This window comes from Pseudozobellia thermophila, from assembly GCF_900141855.1.
Classification (GTDB): domain Bacteria; phylum Bacteroidota; class Bacteroidia; order Flavobacteriales; family Flavobacteriaceae; genus Pseudozobellia; species Pseudozobellia thermophila.
The window spans coordinates 98,318-114,139 of record NZ_FQYU01000008.1 but is presented as its reverse complement, the minus strand read 5'-3'; the positions used below and the strand labels follow the sequence as shown (position 1 = coordinate 114,139).

Annotated in this window: 22 protein-coding genes; 1 reads left to right on the top strand and 21 read right to left on the bottom strand. The window is 46.1% G+C overall.

The window, feature by feature from the left end:
• Window positions 1-16: 16 nt before the first annotated feature.
• Window positions 17-946, bottom strand: a complete 930-nt coding sequence (gene ctlX, locus BUB37_RS17035; protein WP_072995031.1) for a citrulline utilization hydrolase CtlX — start codon at window positions 944-946, stop codon at window positions 17-19.
• Window positions 947-1,048: 102 nt separating this feature from the next.
• On the opposite strand from ctlX, the gene BUB37_RS17030 reads away from it, so the two are divergent.
• Window positions 1,049-1,456 (top strand): ACT domain-containing protein, encoded by a 408-nt coding sequence (locus tag BUB37_RS17030; protein ID WP_072995030.1) that lies wholly within the window; start codon window positions 1,049-1,051, stop codon window positions 1,454-1,456.
• Here BUB37_RS17030 and BUB37_RS17025 read toward each other — a convergent pair.
• The 20 genes from BUB37_RS17025 to rpsN form a co-directional block, all read right to left on the bottom strand.
• Window positions 1,453-2,364: a dimethylarginine dimethylaminohydrolase family protein gene (locus tag BUB37_RS17025; RefSeq protein ID WP_072995029.1), complete on the bottom strand. Its 912-nt coding sequence runs from the start codon at window positions 2,362-2,364 to the stop codon at window positions 1,453-1,455. The genes BUB37_RS17030 and BUB37_RS17025 overlap by 4 nt on opposite strands.
• Before the next feature lie 90 nt (window positions 2,365-2,454).
• Entirely contained in the window at window positions 2,455-3,741 is a 1,287-nt protein-coding gene (locus tag BUB37_RS17020) for a citrate synthase (RefSeq protein WP_072995028.1), read from the bottom strand.
• Window positions 3,742-3,860: 119 nt separating this feature from the next.
• On the bottom strand, window positions 3,861-5,396 hold the full coding sequence (locus BUB37_RS17015; RefSeq protein ID WP_072995027.1) for a glycogen synthase: 1,536 nt from the start codon (window positions 5,394-5,396) through the stop codon (window positions 3,861-3,863).
• A 124-nt stretch (window positions 5,397-5,520) separates the two neighbouring features.
• Complete coding sequence (eno, locus tag BUB37_RS17010; protein ID WP_072995026.1) at window positions 5,521-6,813, bottom strand: phosphopyruvate hydratase; 1,293 nt, start codon at window positions 6,811-6,813, stop codon at window positions 5,521-5,523.
• Between the two features lie 118 nt (window positions 6,814-6,931).
• Window positions 6,932-8,053, bottom strand: coding sequence for a glutamine-hydrolyzing carbamoyl-phosphate synthase small subunit (gene carA / locus BUB37_RS17005; RefSeq protein WP_072995025.1), 1,122 nt, complete (start codon window positions 8,051-8,053; stop codon window positions 6,932-6,934).
• 95 nt (window positions 8,054-8,148) lie between these two features.
• Window positions 8,149-8,691, bottom strand: a complete 543-nt coding sequence (rplQ, locus tag BUB37_RS17000) for a 50S ribosomal protein L17 (protein WP_072995024.1) — start codon at window positions 8,689-8,691, stop codon at window positions 8,149-8,151.
• 61 nt (window positions 8,692-8,752) lie between these two features.
• Window positions 8,753-9,745: a DNA-directed RNA polymerase subunit alpha gene (locus BUB37_RS16995; protein ID WP_072995023.1), complete on the bottom strand. Its 993-nt coding sequence runs from the start codon at window positions 9,743-9,745 to the stop codon at window positions 8,753-8,755.
• An 18-nt stretch (window positions 9,746-9,763) separates the two neighbouring features.
• Window positions 9,764-10,369, bottom strand: coding sequence for a 30S ribosomal protein S4 (rpsD, locus tag BUB37_RS16990; protein ID WP_072995022.1), 606 nt, complete (start codon window positions 10,367-10,369; stop codon window positions 9,764-9,766).
• Window positions 10,370-10,460: 91 nt separating this feature from the next.
• Window positions 10,461-10,865, bottom strand: a complete 405-nt coding sequence (rpsK, locus tag BUB37_RS16985) for a 30S ribosomal protein S11 (RefSeq protein ID WP_072995021.1) — start codon at window positions 10,863-10,865, stop codon at window positions 10,461-10,463.
• Between the two features lie 12 nt (window positions 10,866-10,877).
• Window positions 10,878-11,252 (bottom strand): 30S ribosomal protein S13, encoded by a 375-nt coding sequence (gene rpsM / locus BUB37_RS16980; RefSeq protein ID WP_072995020.1) that lies wholly within the window; start codon window positions 11,250-11,252, stop codon window positions 10,878-10,880.
• 2 nt (window positions 11,253-11,254) lie between these two features.
• Window positions 11,255-11,371 (bottom strand): type B 50S ribosomal protein L36, encoded by a 117-nt coding sequence (gene ykgO, locus BUB37_RS16975; RefSeq protein WP_013305171.1) that lies wholly within the window; start codon window positions 11,369-11,371, stop codon window positions 11,255-11,257.
• A gap of 20 nt (window positions 11,372-11,391) precedes the next feature.
• Complete coding sequence (gene infA, locus BUB37_RS16970) at window positions 11,392-11,607, bottom strand: translation initiation factor IF-1 (protein WP_013751343.1); 216 nt, start codon at window positions 11,605-11,607, stop codon at window positions 11,392-11,394.
• Window positions 11,608-11,609: 2 nt separating this feature from the next.
• Window positions 11,610-12,953: a preprotein translocase subunit SecY gene (gene secY / locus BUB37_RS16965; protein ID WP_072995019.1), complete on the bottom strand. Its 1,344-nt coding sequence runs from the start codon at window positions 12,951-12,953 to the stop codon at window positions 11,610-11,612.
• A gap of 12 nt (window positions 12,954-12,965) precedes the next feature.
• Window positions 12,966-13,418, bottom strand: a complete 453-nt coding sequence (gene rplO, locus BUB37_RS16960) for a 50S ribosomal protein L15 (RefSeq protein WP_072995018.1) — start codon at window positions 13,416-13,418, stop codon at window positions 12,966-12,968.
• 14 nt (window positions 13,419-13,432) lie between these two features.
• A complete protein-coding gene (rpmD, locus tag BUB37_RS16955) occupies window positions 13,433-13,615 on the bottom strand; it encodes a 50S ribosomal protein L30 (RefSeq protein WP_072995017.1) in 183 nt (60 codons plus the stop codon).
• A 12-nt stretch (window positions 13,616-13,627) separates the two neighbouring features.
• On the bottom strand, window positions 13,628-14,152 hold the full coding sequence (gene rpsE / locus BUB37_RS16950) for a 30S ribosomal protein S5 (protein WP_072995016.1): 525 nt from the start codon (window positions 14,150-14,152) through the stop codon (window positions 13,628-13,630).
• Window positions 14,153-14,160: 8 nt separating this feature from the next.
• A complete protein-coding gene (gene rplR / locus BUB37_RS16945) occupies window positions 14,161-14,517 on the bottom strand; it encodes a 50S ribosomal protein L18 (RefSeq protein WP_072995015.1) in 357 nt (118 codons plus the stop codon).
• Between the two features lie 9 nt (window positions 14,518-14,526).
• Complete coding sequence (gene rplF, locus BUB37_RS16940; RefSeq protein ID WP_072995014.1) at window positions 14,527-15,069, bottom strand: 50S ribosomal protein L6; 543 nt, start codon at window positions 15,067-15,069, stop codon at window positions 14,527-14,529.
• A gap of 21 nt (window positions 15,070-15,090) precedes the next feature.
• The gene (gene rpsH / locus BUB37_RS16935) at window positions 15,091-15,489 is read right to left on the bottom strand and encodes a 30S ribosomal protein S8 (protein ID WP_072995013.1); all 399 of its coding nucleotides are present in this window, start codon (window positions 15,487-15,489) and stop codon (window positions 15,091-15,093) included.
• A 63-nt stretch (window positions 15,490-15,552) separates the two neighbouring features.
• A complete protein-coding gene (rpsN, locus tag BUB37_RS16930; RefSeq protein WP_072995012.1) occupies window positions 15,553-15,822 on the bottom strand; it encodes a 30S ribosomal protein S14 in 270 nt (89 codons plus the stop codon).

Here is a 15,822-nt window from a genome sequence, read left to right as displayed (position 1 = left end):
CAACGGCCCCTAACGTTTATTGTCTCGGCAAGAACACCTCGGCCATCATACACCGGGCACTGCCCCCGCCACAGGTCTCGATAGTATCCAAGGGACTGTGTATAATGTCGCAATGCGCTTGGATCCGCCCGATTTGGGCATCGGTCAGGCTTTTGTAGGCCGACGAGCTCATCACCAAAAATCGCTTGTCATCCTCTCCCAAAACCTGGAGCATATTACCCGCAAAACGGTGCATCTGTTCCTCGGTTATGGCAATGACTTCCTTGTTATCCTGTTTCAGGTGATCAAGAACGTTCTTCCTTTCTTTCTTATCGTCAATGGAATCGAGGCAGATGACCGCAAAGTCTTCGGCGACACACATCATAACATTGGTATGGTAAATGGGCATTCGTTTTCCATCGACCGACTGATTGGCGGTAAATACCACCGGGGTATACTCAAAATCTTCGCAAAACTCGATAAAAAGATCTTCGTCGGCCCGTTCCGATAGGGCGCAATAGGCCTTTTGGTGGATACGGTCTAGAATCATACTTCCGGTCGATTCGAGAAATACCCCTTCCTCTTCGGCAGAGGTATAATCAACGATCGTATCGATTCGAAATCCCTGTTCCTCCAAGAGGTCCAAAATGTCCTCACGTCTCTCCTTCCTTCTATTTTCGGCATACATGGGATATAGCGCCAGCGTACCATCGGCGTGGGTAGAAATCCAATTATTGGGAAATATGGAATCGGGGGTATTGGGTTCTGCCGTATCGTCTACGACCACAACGTTAACTCCTTTTTGGCGAAGCGCGGCAACAAAGGCATCAAACTCCTTTTGGGCCCTTTCATTGATCGTTACCTTCTTTAGGTCCATGTCTTCTTGAAAGTAATTGTTTACCGCTGTTTGTTCGTTCTTTCGGAAATTTATCGGACGAACCATTAAAATCGTATTCGTTATCTGCATGGGTTCATTAACTTTGCTTTGGCCGCTAAATTAGCTTTTTTACCTACATTAAACAGCAGTCGAAAAAACATATCCATAATTTAACCATTTGCCAAGAAACCCATGCCAGCCGAAACCGAACTAAAAAAGCTAGTGCAATCTATGCAGCCCATTTTGAACGAGGGCAGGTACGTATTTGCGGTACAGCCCCCGAAAACAAAGACCCCCGACCATGTAATCGGTCTTTTCAGGGAAAAGGAGGGCAATACCCTTATCTTAAAAAAGGAAGATGCCGACCGCCTCAATCTCGCGTACGAATTTATTGCCGCGTGGATTACCCTACAGGTACACTCGTCCCTTGAAGCCGTAGGCCTTACGGCGATCTTTGCTTCGGAGCTGGCCCGGTTCGATATTGGTTGCAACGTCGTGGCCGGTTATTACCACGACCATATTTTCGTAGACTATAAAGACGGGGAAAAAGCCATAAAGGTGCTCACCGAACTGTCAGAAGATTACCGCAACAGGACTTAGTCGCGCACCAAGGGCAAGGTGCTACAGCGCAACAAGCCCTCTTGCTTGGCAATTTCGGAATAGGGGACCTCTTCAACCTGAAAACCCTGTTCTCGCAGCCAAGTGTTCAAACGAACGAAGCCCTGTTCGGAAACAACGACTTCGGGGGATATCGAAAATACATTGCTGAACATCTGGTACATCTCCATCGGGGTAATTTCAAAGATATTCTCCCTTCCGAAGAAATCGACCAACCATTGATACTCTTCCTCCACCAAAAATCCGTTTTTGTGAAGTATGGCCTTCCCTTTGCCCAAGGGCTGGAAGCAACAGTCTAGATGCAGCGCGTTTTCGATGGCCTTCTTTGATTTTCGCAACTCAAAGGACTTAATCTTTTTATGCGGAAACTGTTCGGCGATATATTCGACTGCCGCTTTATTAGTACGTGCCGTAATATGCTGGGGGTAGTCGTCATAGGTATAGGTTCCTATAAAGATATAATCGTTCCAGGGCATAACATCGCCCCCTTCGACATGCACTTCGGCCGGAGGGCGTAGAATATGCCCTTTGTCTATTTCCTCCAACACGTGCAATATGGCCTCGACCTCTTTCTCACGATCGGGCAAGATGTTGGCGATTATCAGCTTGTCCTCGATAACAAAGGCTATGTCGCGTGAAAAAATCTGGTTGCAATTCTCGATAACCTCCGGGCGGTACACCTTCACACCGTACTTCTCAAAAACCTTTGCGAAGGCATCCATCTCCCTTACCATATCCTCTTCCCTTGGATAGGTTCCGGCCAAAATATGTTCCAATGACTTGGGGTCGTAAGCCTCTTCCGGGGAGGGCACCGGCCCGCAGCTTTCGGCCGTGCCCAACACTACCGAACGCAGCCGGGATATTTCATCATTGATATTTAATCGTAGCATATTTACAGTAGTTTGGGGCAAAGGTACTATTTGGCATAAAAAAATGTCCTTTCAAAAGATGAAAGGACAATTAATTTTCGGAAACGGGACCTACCTCAAATCGAGTTCAACAAAAGGTCTTTGCTTTTCGCCGATATACACCTGTCTTGGCCTACCTATCGGCTCGCCCCGTAGTCTCATTTCCCTCCACTGGGCAATCCAACCCGGCAAACGGCCCAAGGCGAACATGACGGTGAACATTTCGGTAGGTATACCCAAGGCCCTGTAGATTATGCCCGAATAGAAATCTACGTTCGGGTAGAGTTTTCTATCTACAAAATACGGATCCTCCAAGGCTTCTTTTTCAAGGCCCTTGGCTATATCCAAAATGGGATCATCGATTCCCAAATCGCCCAAGACTTCATCGGCGGCCTTTTTGATAATCTTGGCACGGGGATCAAAGTTCTTATACACCCTGTGGCCAAAGCCCATGAGCCTGAATGGATCTTGTTTGTCCTTGGCCTTCGCCATATACTTTTTGGTATCGCCCCCATCGGCTTCAATGGCTTCGAGCATTTCGAGCACGGCCTGGTTGGCCCCTCCGTGCAGTGGTCCCCAGAGGGCCGATATACCGGCGGAAAGGGAAGCAAAGAGCCCGGCATGGGAAGAACCCACAATTCGCACGGTCGAGGTAGAACAGTTTTGTTCGTGATCGGCGTGTAGGATCAACAATTTGTCCAAAGCATTGATTACAATATCGTTCTTTTGATAGGTTTGATTAGGTCTCTTGAACATCATTTTGTGAATGTTCTCGACATAACCCAAGGTATCGTCGCCGTAGTCCAAGGGCAATCCTTTCTTCTTGCGCAAGGTCCACGCTACCAACACGGGAAATTTTGCCAAAATGCGGACAATGGCCTCGTACATATCCTTTTCGGACGAAACATCTACCGTGGAAGAATTGAAAGCGATCAAGGCACTTGTCAAGGAAGAGAGTACCCCCATTGGGTGGGCCGACTTTGGAAAGCTGTCCAAAATCTTCTTCATTTCCTCGTCTACGTGCGACTCGTCCGTAATATCCTTATGAAACTTTTTAAGCTCTTCCTTATTGGGCAGTTCACCAAAAATGAGCAGGTAGGCTACTTCTAGAAAATCTGCCTTTTCGGCCAACTCCTCAATCGAGTAGCCGCGGTACCTCAAAATCCCTTTCTCCCCATCCAAAAAAGTGATGGCGCTCTCGCAAGAACCGGTATTCTTGTAACCGGGATCGATCGTTATCATCCCCCCGGTAACGGAGCGCAAAGTCTTGATATCTATGGCATGTTCATCTTCGGAGCCTTTTATTACTGGAAATTCGTATTTCTGGCCGTTGTACTCTAATATGGCTTTATCTGACATTTGTAGTTTTTACTTGAATTTAAGTGATCCGTAAAATTAATAAAAAAGGGGCATCTTAACAATTATGCATAGGGCTTTCACCCAATATTAACTACACTTTTTTGAGTGCAATGTAGCTATTACAACAGGTAGAGTTTTTCGTAGTACTCATCCAAGGACTTTTCCCAGGTAAATCGCATTTTCTTGGCGTTGGCCCTTATCCTATTCCACTTGGGCCGGTCGTGTTCCCACACGTTCAACGCCTCGTCGAACTTGGCTACCATATCGGCCAGCTTGGCGCTAAAGGTCTTGCCGTCGAACGCAAAACCGGTTTTCATATGTTCAACGGTATCCTTAAGCCCTCCGGTATGGTGTACCAAACAGGGGTTGCCGTTTCGCATGGCCAGCATTTGACTTATTCCGCAGGGCTCGAAAAGACTGGGCATAAAATAAAGGTCGGTTTCCAAGTACATCGAATCGATAAGGTCTTCCGATTGTCCGTTGGTAAAGATGAAGTTTTTGTGTTTGTAGCTCATATCGCGAAACAGTTGTTCGTAATCGGGATCGCCCGTACCCAAGAGCATAAAAATACCATCGACCTGTTGCAGTCTTTGCAGTATTTTTTCGAACGACTCGGGCGAGCGCATAAAAAAATAGAACTTTTGTTCGGTCAACCGGGCCACACTCGAAACGATAAATTTGGGCTTATTGGAAACATACTCCATGATCTTTTCGCCCGTATGGGCCAAAAAATCGGCCTTGTATTTTTTCGACTCGTCTTGTAGCCACCTGAACAGGGCCTTTACCGTATTTCTGTACAACAGTCCCTTTTCGGCCTGCCGGATATTTTGGTAGTTCGATGCGTTCAGGATACCGTACAACCGACCTTCGTTATTGGCCTTTTGCAGATCCCCCTCCAAGCTTTCCCCTCCGACGAACTCGGGCCGGGCACTGGGCAGGAGAACATCTTCCTTATACGCCTTGGACACCGTATGCACGGCATCGGCCAAGCGTATGCCCACGGCCATCAGGTTGATGCAATCGTGATACCTGGGATCTTTCAGGGCGCCGTGGTCCAATTCGACCTCGGGAAACCAATTGTTGACCGAGGCATAATTGTCATAAAAAGGACGTATACCCTGTATCGCCAAGTTGTGGATACTGTATACATAGCGCATTTTTTTCAACACCTTATAGTCTGGATGGTAGTGTTTGAGAAACAATAGGGCACTTGAATGCCAATCGTGCATATGAACGACGTCCAATTCGCCGAAAGCCCCCATTTTGATCGCTTCGGCCACCGCCGTATTGAAAACGATAAACTTTATAAAGTCGTTAAAAAAGGGCTCTGTGGGGTCGTCGTGATAAATATGGGCTATACCTCCTTCCGTAATTTCCGGATGATGGATCACGTAGTGGATGATGTTTTCAAATTCCTTTTTTGGGGCCACCACATAAAGCTCGGCCGAATAATCGATGCCCCGTAGTCTAAAATTCAGTTTTGTACGAAACGTTCCATTGTGGTGCAATCGGGAATAGGCCGGTACCACCACATGTACCTTATCGCCGCGCCTGGCGATTTCGCGGGGAACATCCCGAACCACGTCACCCATTCCACCCGCCTTGCAATTGGCTATGGCGTCGTTTTCTGCAGCTACAAAAAGAAAATTGTTCATCGGGCGTCCAAGTTAACGGTTATGGGAAAAAGGTAAGTAAACTTTGTGAAGAGACCAAAAAAAAGCCCTTCTCACCAGCAATTTTTGGAGAGAAGGGGCTTTCTTTTGTCTATATAGCAAAAACCTACTTGATCTTGAAGGCTTTCTCTTGGGGATAATAGGCCGTATCGCCCAATTCTTCCTCTATTCGAAGTAGTTGATTGTATTTGGCCATCCTATCGGATCGGGAGGCCGAACCGGTCTTGATCTGACCTGTATTCAGGGCTACCGCCAAATCGGCAATGGTGTTGTCCTCGGTTTCACCGGAGCGGTGGCTCATGACAGAGGTATACCCTGCGTTCTTGGCCATGTTAACCGCGGCTATGGTTTCGGTAAGGGTTCCGATTTGGTTGACCTTTATCAAAATTGAATTGGCGATTCCGTTTTCGATTCCCCTTGAAAGGCGCTCTACGTTGGTTACGAAAAGATCGTCACCTACAAGTTGTACCTTATCACCAACCTTGTCGGTCAAGGCCTTCCATCCGTCCCAGTCGTTCTCGTCCATACCGTCCTCTATGGAGATAATGGGGTATTTCGAACAAAGTTCGGCAAGGTACTCGGCCTGTTCTTCCGAGGTTCTCACCACTCCCTTGCTGCCTTCGAACTTGGTATAATCGTACTTGCCATCGACATAGAATTCGGCCGAGGCACAGTCCAATGCGATCATCACCTCGTCACCCAATTTATATCCCGCCTTGTCAACGGCTTTGGCTATCGTATCCAAGGCATCTTCGGTGCCACCGGCAAGATTCGGCGCAAAACCACCTTCATCGCCCACTGCGGTGCTGAGGTCTCGATCGTGCAAGACCTTCTTGAGGTTGTGGAAGATTTCGGTACCCATTTGCATGGCATGGCTAAAACTATTGGCCTTCACCGGCATGATCATAAATTCTTGGAAGGCGATAGGCGCATCGGAATGGGACCCCCCGTTGATGATATTCATCATGGGCACGGGAAGGGTATTGGCACTAACCCCGCCCACATAACGGTACAAGGGCATACCCAATTCGTTCGCCGCCGCCTTGGCAACGGCCAATGAAACGCCCAAAATGGCGTTTGCCCCAAGTTTGGATTTATTCGGGGTGCCGTCGAGATCGATCATTACCTGATCGATAAGGTTTTGTTCGAATACCGACATGCCCAAAATCTCTTCGGCTATCAAGGTATTGACATTCTCAACGGCCTTGCTGACGCCTTTGCCCATAAAGGCAGCGCCGCCATCACGCAACTCCACAGCCTCATGTTCCCCTGTTGATGCCCCAGAAGGCACGGCCGCCCGGCCCATTACACCATTTTCAGTTACCACATCCACTTCTACGGTAGGATTGCCCCTGGAATCTAAAATCTGTCGTGCGTGTACACTTAGTATAATACTCATAAATATGTTTTTAGTTGCAAAAAAGTATTGTTTTTCAAGGTTCACAAATATACAAAACCCTAGGAGCACAATACATGGCCGGCGATGTATATTTGATCGATAATAACGATTGTTTAACCTAAACGGCCTGCGCCGTTCCCTTTTTGATCAAGTCGAAAAATTGATCGAAGAGATAGTCGGCATCATGGGGTCCAGGACTAGCTTCGGGATGGTACTGGACCGAAAACACATCCTTGCCCTTCATCCGCATACCTGCGACCGTATCGTCGTTCAGGTGTACATGGGTTATTTCGATATCGGTGTTGGCTTCGGTTTCTTCCCTATTGATGGCGAAACCGTGGTTTTGGGAGGTTATTTCCCCCTTGCCGGTCACCAAGTTGAGTACGGGATGGTTGATTCCCCGATGCCCATTGTGCATCTTATAGGTAGAAATACCATTGGCCAAGGCAATGACCTGATGCCCCAGGCAAATACCAAAAACGGGCTTGGCGCTTTCGATCATCCTTTTGGCGGCCTCAATTGCCTCGACAAGCGGCTCGGGATCCCCAGGGCCATTGGATATAAAATAGGCATCCGGTTCCCATGCGCTCATTTCGTCAAAGGAGGTATTGTAAGGAAAGACCTTGACATACGCGCCCCTTTTGACCAAGTTTCTCAATATGTTCTTCTTAATCCCGATGTCGAGGGCAGCAATTTTATAGGGAGCGGTTTCGTCCCCTACGAAATACGCCTCCTTGGTCGACACTTTGGACGATAGCTCAAGCCCTTCCATACTGGGAACCTCGGCCAAACGCCTTTTCAAATCCTCTATATTATTTACATCGGTGGAAATAACGGCATTCATCGCACCATTATCGCGAATGTAACTTACCAAGGCCCGTGTATCTACGTCGGAGATGGCAAAGAGATTGTTCTCGTCCAAAAACGCCTGCAGGCTTTTGTCGGCGGCGTCCCTTGAATATTCATAACTGAAATTTCTGCAGATCAGTCCGGATATCTTGACCGAATCGGACTCAACCTCGTCTACGTTGGTACCATAATTACCGATATGGGCATTGGTGGTCACCATCAACTGTCCGTAATACGATGGGTCGGTAAAAATTTCTTGGTAACCGGTCATCCCTGTATTAAAACAGACCTCACCAAAAGCGGTTCCTTCTTTATCCCCTACGGCCTTACCATAGAAAATAGTACCATCTGCCAATAATATCAGGGCCTTTTTTTTAGATCGATACTTCATTTGTCTTGCTCTTTCTTAATTTTTCAAAATTAAACATAAAAAAAGGATAAACTATTAAGTTTATCCTTTTCAAGTTTTTAGGAGTTATGAACATCTTATTCCTCTGAATCGTCCGTTACATTTTCAACATCGGTCTGGGCCTCCGCTTTTTCGGTCGGGGCTACTGCAGGCACCTCTGTTTTCTCCTCTTCTTTTTTGCCGCCTCCCCTTCTGCTTCGTCGGGTCGTTTTCTTTTTAGGCTTACCGGCATTGTAAAGTTCGTTAAAATCAACCAACTCTATCATTGCCATATCGGCGTTATCACCCAATCGGTTGCCCAATTTGATAATTCGGGTGTACCCTCCTGGACGGTCACCTACCTTTTCGGCCACGGCACCGAACAGTTCGGTTACCGCATATTTATCGCGGAGGTTCTTGAATACGATACGACGATTGTGCGTACCTTTTTCGGCCGTGATGTTGTTTTCCGCCTTTGCCTTTGTAATCAAAGGCTCTACAAACTGCTTAAGCGCCTTGGCCTTTGCAACCGTAGTATTGATTCTCTTGTGCTCGATCAAGGAGCAGGCCATATTGGCCAACATCGCCTTTCTATGCGCCGTTTTTCTCCCTAAATGATTGACCTTTTTACCGTGTCTCATCTTTTCGTTCTATTGTATTTCTCCAACTGAGGGTGTATCCCTAACCTGTAAGAAATAGCGGTTAATCTTTATCTAATTTGTATTTTGAAAGGTCCATTCCAAAGCTAAGACCTTTGTTGATGACCAACTCTTCGAGTTCGGTCAGTGATTTTTTACCGAAGTTCCTGAACTTCATCAAGTCGTTCTTATTGAAGGAAACCAAGTCGCCCAAGGTATCGACCTCGGCCGCTTTCAAACAGTTCAGGGCACGGACCGAAAGATCCATATCTACCAATTTGGTCTTCAAGAGCTGACGCATGTGCAAAGACTCTTCGTCGTAAGTTTCCGTTTGGGCGATTTCATCGGCCTCTAGCGTAATACGCTCATCGGAGAACAACATAAAGTGGTGGATCAACACCTTGGCCCCCTCTGTCAAGGCATCCTTAGGATGGATAGACCCGTCGGTAACGATCTCGAACACCAATTTTTCGTAATCGGTCTTTTGCTCTACACGAAAGTTCTCGATGCTGTATTTTACGTTCTTTATCGGTGTAAAGATCGAGTCGATGGCTATGCTTCCCAATGCCGCGTTCGATTTTTTATTCTCCTCGGCAGGAACGTAACCACGACCTTTATCGATAACGATCTCCATATTGATGCTTACCTTGGGATCCATATTGCAGATAACCAAATCGGGATTCAAGACCTGGTAACCTGAAATGAACTTTTGGAAATCACCGGCGGTCAATTGCTCCTTGCCGCTAACGGAGATAGAGACCACTTCGGCCTCTGAATCTTCGATCTGCTTTTTAAAGCGTACCTGCTTCAGGTTCAATATGATTTCGGTAACATCTTCAACCACACCCGAAATAACAGAGAACTCGTGCTCTACCCCGTCAATTCTGACGGAGGTAATCGCATGACCTTCCAAAGAAGAAAGCAATACTCTTCTTAATGCGTTCCCAACAGTTAATCCATAACCGGGTTCCAAAGGACGGAATTCGAACTTTCCTTCGAAATCCGAAGAATCGATCATTATTACTTTATCGGGTTTCTGAAAATTAAATAATGCCATATGAATTAGTGTTCTATGTTATTTAGAGTAAAGCTCAACAATTAATTGTTCTTTGATATTCTCTGGAATCTGCAGTCTTTCGGGTACGGAAACAAAAGTTCCTTCCTTCTTTTCAGCGTTCCAGGTAATCCACTCATAAACATTACTATTGGCATCAAGAGAATCCTTTATCACCTGAAGTGATTTTGATTTCTCACGAACACCTACAACATCTCCTGCCTTTAAGGTGTATGAAGGAATATTGACCAACTCGCCATTTACGGTAATGTGCCTGTGCGAAACCAATTGCCTTGCTCCTCTTCGCGAAGGGGCGATACCCATACGGTACACCACATTGTCTAAACGACACTCGCACAATTGAAGCAATATTTCACCGGTTACGCCTTCCTTTCTCTTGGCATTGGCGAATATGTTTCTAAACTGCTTTTCTAAAATACCGTAGGTATATTTCGCTTTTTGCTTTTCCATCAACTGCACGGCGTACTCCGATTTTTTTCCTCGTCGCCTGTTGTTACCGTGTTGTCCCGGAGGGTAATTCTTTTTCTCGAAAGACTTGTCGTCTCCGAAGATAGCTTCGCCGAACTTACGGGCGATCTTACTTTTAGGTCCTGTGTATCTTGCCATTTTCTAATGATTTGGAAATGTGATTATGAATTAAGGCTTATCCTTCGATAATCGTTAACTACATTTCCCGTGAAATTTATAGTGAATAAAATTATACTCTTCTTCGTTTCGGAGGCCTACAACCGTTGTGCGGCATTGGCGTAACATCGATGATCTCGGTTACCTCGATACCCGAGTTGTGCACGGCCCTTATGGCAGATTCCCTACCGTTACCAGGTCCTTTTACATAGACCTTCACTTTTCTAAGACCGGCCTCGTGTGCAGTTTTAGCACACTCCTCGGCAGCTACTTGAGCTGCATAGGGAGTGTTCTTTTTAGAACCCCTAAAACCCATCTTCCCTGCCGAAGACCAAGAAATAACGTCTCCTTTCTTATTGGTAAGGGAAATAATGATATTGTTGAAAGATGCAGTAACGTGGGCCTCACCCACCGAGTCAACGATAACTTTACGTTTCTTTGCCGCTTTTGCACCTGCCTTTGAAGTTGACTTTGCCATAATAACCTACTATTATTTAGTTGCCTTTTTCTTGTTGGCGACCGTTTTTCTTTTTCCTTTTCTAGTCCTAGAATTGTTTTTCGTACGCTGCCCGCGCAGTGGAAGACCGGATCTATGACGAATGCCACGGTAACAGCCAATATCCATCAAACGTTTAATGTTCAATTGGGTTTCCGAACGCAATTCACCCTCAATGGTATAAGCGGAAACAGCTTCCCTTATACGGCCGATTTCATCATCGTTCCAATCAGATACCTTAGTGTCTTCGCTAACATTGGCCTTCTCCAAAATCTCTTTGGCCCTACTTCTCCCGATACCGAAAATGTAGGTCAAGGCAATAACACCTCTTTTTTGTTTTGGTATGTCTATACCTGCAATTCTTGCCATAATTATCCTTGTCTTTGTTTAAATCTAGGATTCTTTTTGTTGATTACGTACAACCTGCCCTTTCTGCGCACTATCTTGCAGTCGGCACTTCTTTTCTTAACTGATGCTCTAACTTTCATCTCGCGATCTTTCTCTTCTATTAATATCTATAGGTGATTCTAGCTTTGGACAGGTCATAGGGACTCATTTCCAGTTTGACCTTGTCTCCAGGAAGCAATTTGATATAATGCATACGCATCTTACCGGAAATATGTGCCGTAACTACGTGCCCATTTTCAAGTTCTACGCGAAACATTGCGTTCGACAATGCCTCGATTATAGATCCATCTTGTTCTATTGCTGCTTGTTTAGCCATACTTATGCTACTTTTCTATTTTTACCGGTCTTCATCAAACCGTCGTAATGTCTGTTCAACAAATAGGCGTTTACCTGTTGAACGGTGTCTATGGCCACCCCTACCATGATCAATAGCGAGGTACCGCCGTAAAACAGGGCCCAGTTGGCCTGAATATCCAAAAGTTTGACCACAATGGCCGGCAATACCGCCAAGACGGCCAAAAATACCGAACCCGGCAAAGTTATCAAAGACATTATCTTATCCAAAAAATCACCGGTTTCTTTTCCAGGACGGATACCTGGTATAAAGCCCCCGCTACGCTTCAAATCGTCCGCCATCTTATTGGTAGGCACCGTAATGGCCGTATAGAAATACGTAAATATGATAATCAATATGGCGAACAACAAGTTGTAGGCCCATCCGAAGATGTCTTGAAACTGGACTTCCATCCATTGTCCCGCAGCCGTATTGTTAAAGGTCTTACCGATCAAACTGGGCGCAAACATAATCGCTTGGGCAAAGATGATGGGCATAACCCCCGAGGCGTTCAACTTTAGGGGAATGTACTGACGGGAACCCATAATGTTTTTCTCGTAGCCGCCCGAAGCCGTCCTTCTCGCATACTGGACCGGTATCTGACGTGTAGCCATTACCAATAGTACACTGGCCAAGATAACCAGGAACCAAAGGATAACCTCGATCAACATGAACATCAAGCCCCCGGTGTTGTTGGTTGTGCGCGAATAAAATTCCTGCACAAAGGATTGGGGCATGGTCGCAATGATCCCGATCATGATCAAAAGGGAAATACCGTTACCGATTCCCTTATCGGTAATCTTTTCCCCCAACCACATTGCAAATACACATCCGGTAACCAGGATCAATACAGCGGGAATCATAAAATCAAGACCTTTGCCCAACAAAAAGGCACTGTCTTGTACCCCGAAGGCCTCAAGCCCGTACAAATAAGCCGGAGCCTGTACCACACAAATACCGATGGTCAACCAACGCGTAATCTGGTTCTTGGTCTTTCTACCGCTTTCGCCTTCCTTATCGAGTTTCTGCAGATAGGGAATGGCTATACTCATCAATTGCACCACAATGGAGGCAGAGATATAAGGCATAATACCCAATGCGAATATCGACGCGTTGGCAAATGCACCTCCGGTAAAGGCGTTCAACAAACCAAAGATACCTTGGTCGGTACCTGAGGCCAATGCCGCCAACTGTGTCGAATCGATACCCGGAAGAACGATTTGGCAACCGAAACGGTAAACCAGCAGCAACCCGAGGGTCAGCACAATACGGTTCCTCAGTTCCTCAATCTTCCAAATGTTGGATATGGTCTCGAAAAATTTCTTCATAGTCGGGTATGCTTATAAATTTATTGCCTCTCCACCAGCAGCTTCGATCGCCGCTTTGGCACTCGCCGTAAATTTATGCACGGAAACTTTAAGGGAAGCCTTAAGTTCCCCACCGCCCAATATTTTTATTAAATCCTTTCTTTTGGCCAAGCCGTTTTCAACAAGCGTATCGACGGTTACAGTATCCTTAACGACTTTTTTATCGACAAGTTCCTGCAACTTATCCAGGTTTATACCCTTGTATTCTACCCGGTTGATGTTTGTAAAACCGAACTTGGGCACTCGACGTTGAAGTGGCATCTGACCCCCTTCAAAACCGATTTTCTTGGAATATCCGGATCGAGACTTAGCACCTTTATGGCCACGTGTCGCCGTTCCGCCTTTACCGGAACCTTGACCTCTACCAACTCTTTTTCCTGCCCTGTTTACTGAACCCGCTGCCGGCTTAAGATTGCTTAAATTCATCACTATCGTATATATTAAGCTTCCTGAGTGGAAACCAAATGTTTAACTTTATCTATCATACCAAGTATGTTCGGGGTCGCGTCATGTTCGACCACCTGACCGATTTTTTTCAGACCCAAAGCCTTTAAGGTGCGCTTTTGGTTCTGTGGTCTCTTGATACTGCTCTTCAGCTGCTTTACCTGTATTTTCTTAGCCATAATAATTTTCGCTTATCCTTTAAATACCTTCTCTAAAGAAACTCCTCTTTGTTTTGCTATCGTACCGGCATCCCTAAGCTGCAAAAGCGCATCGAAAGTAGCCTTTACCACGTTGTGCGGGTTGGAAGACCCCTGTGATTTGGAAAGTACGTCCTGCACACCTACCGATTCCAATACCGCGCGGACAGCACCACCGGCGATTACCCCGGTACCGTGTGAGGCTGGCTGAATATATACCCTTGCACCACCGTATTTACCTTTCTGCTCGTGGGGCACGGTACCTTTGTTCAAAGGTATGCGAATCAGGTTTTTCTTGGCATCTTCAATTGCCTTGGCTATTGCCGTTGCAACTTCCTTTGATTTACCCAAACCGCTTCCGACAACACCGTTCTCGTCTCCAACAACAACTATGGCCGAAAAGCCGAAGGCCCTACCACCTTTGGTCACTTTGGTAACTCGCTGTATACCTACCAATCTATCCTTTAAATCTAAACCGCCAGGTTTAACAGTCTCTACGTTCTTGTATTTCTGGTACATAGTATTATTTAAAAATTAAGTCCTCCTTCACGAGCCCCTTCGGCCAATGCTTTAACCCTACCGTGATACAGGTTACCACCGCGATCGAAGGCCACCTTATCAATACCGGCTTCCTTACATTTCTCGGCAACCGCCTTTCCAACGATAGCAGCCACTTCTTTCTTCGTGCCCTTTACTTGGGCAAAGTCTTTGTCCCTCGACGAAACGGATACAAGGGTTTTCCCTTCCGTATCGTCTATAACCTGTGCATAAATTGCACTGTTGCTTCTAAACACAGACAATCTCGGTCTCTCGGGAGTACCTGAGGAAACCTTTCTAATCCTTCTGCGTATTCTCTGTTTTCTTTCGCTCTTTGATAATGCCATGATATACTATTAAGCTGATTTACCTGCTTTTCTTCGCAATTGTTCCCCTACAAACTTGACACCTTTTCCTTTGTAAGGCTCAGGCTTACGGAAAGAACGTATTTTGGCAGCGATCTGGCCGACCAATTGCTTGTCGTGGGATGTCAATTTTACAATAGGGTTCTTACCTTTTTCGGAAGAAGTCTCCACTTTGACCTCGGGAGCCAATTCAAAGACAATATTGTGTGAAAACCCTAAGGCCAGATCCAATTTTTGGCCCTGGTTGCTGGCACGGTAACCTACCCCTACCAACTCTAGCTCCTTGGTCCAACCCTTGGAAACTCCCTCGATCATGTTTTCGATCAAGGAACGGTACAGACCATGTTTGGCCTTGTGTTCCTTGGAATCGGAGGGTCGTGTTACAAAAACCTCGTTTCCTTCAACCTTTACCTCGACAGCCGAATACTCCTGGGTCAACTCTCCAAGCTTGCCTTTTACAACAATCTCGTTATCCTTTATATCTACGGTCACTCCCTCGGGAATCGCTACCGGATTATTACCTATTCTTGACATTTCTTAAAACTTTATTCCTGATTAATATACGTAGCAAAGCACTTCACCACCTACATTCTCGTTCTTGGCCTGCTTGCTGGTCATTACCCCGTGGGATGTGGATACGATCGCTATTCCAAGTCCGTTCAACACCCTTGGCAAGTTCTCGACACCGGCATACTTACGCAAACCGGGCTTACTCACCCTTTGGATCTTTTTGATGACAGGCTCCTTGGTGGCCTTATCGTATTTCAAGGCGATTTTTATCGTTCCTTGAGTCTTGTCCTCTACAAACTTGTAGCTCAAAATATAGCCCTGATCGAACAATATTTTGGTTATTTCCTTCTTTACTTTGGAGGCAGGTATCTCTACCACCCTGTGACCAGCCCTGCTGGCGTTTCTAACCCTAGTTAGATAATCTGCAATAGTATCTGTGACCATCTTTATATAATTCGGTAACGGTTTTCGTTGTTTGAACGAACCTGGAACCAGTTAAACTTATTATTACCAGCTTGCTTTTTTAACCCCTGGGATCAAGCCTTTGTTTGCCATTTCCCTGAACATTACCCTAGAAATACCAAAAGTTCTCATATAACCCTTTGGCCTACCGGTCAATTTACAGCGGTTGTGCATACGCACCGGAGAGGCGTTACGCGGCAATTTCTGCAAAGCCTCGTAATCACCGGCCTCTTTCAAAGCCTTTCTCTTTGCGGCATATTTCTCTACTGTCTTCGCCCTTTTTCGCTCACGGGCCTTCATTGATTCTTTAGCCAT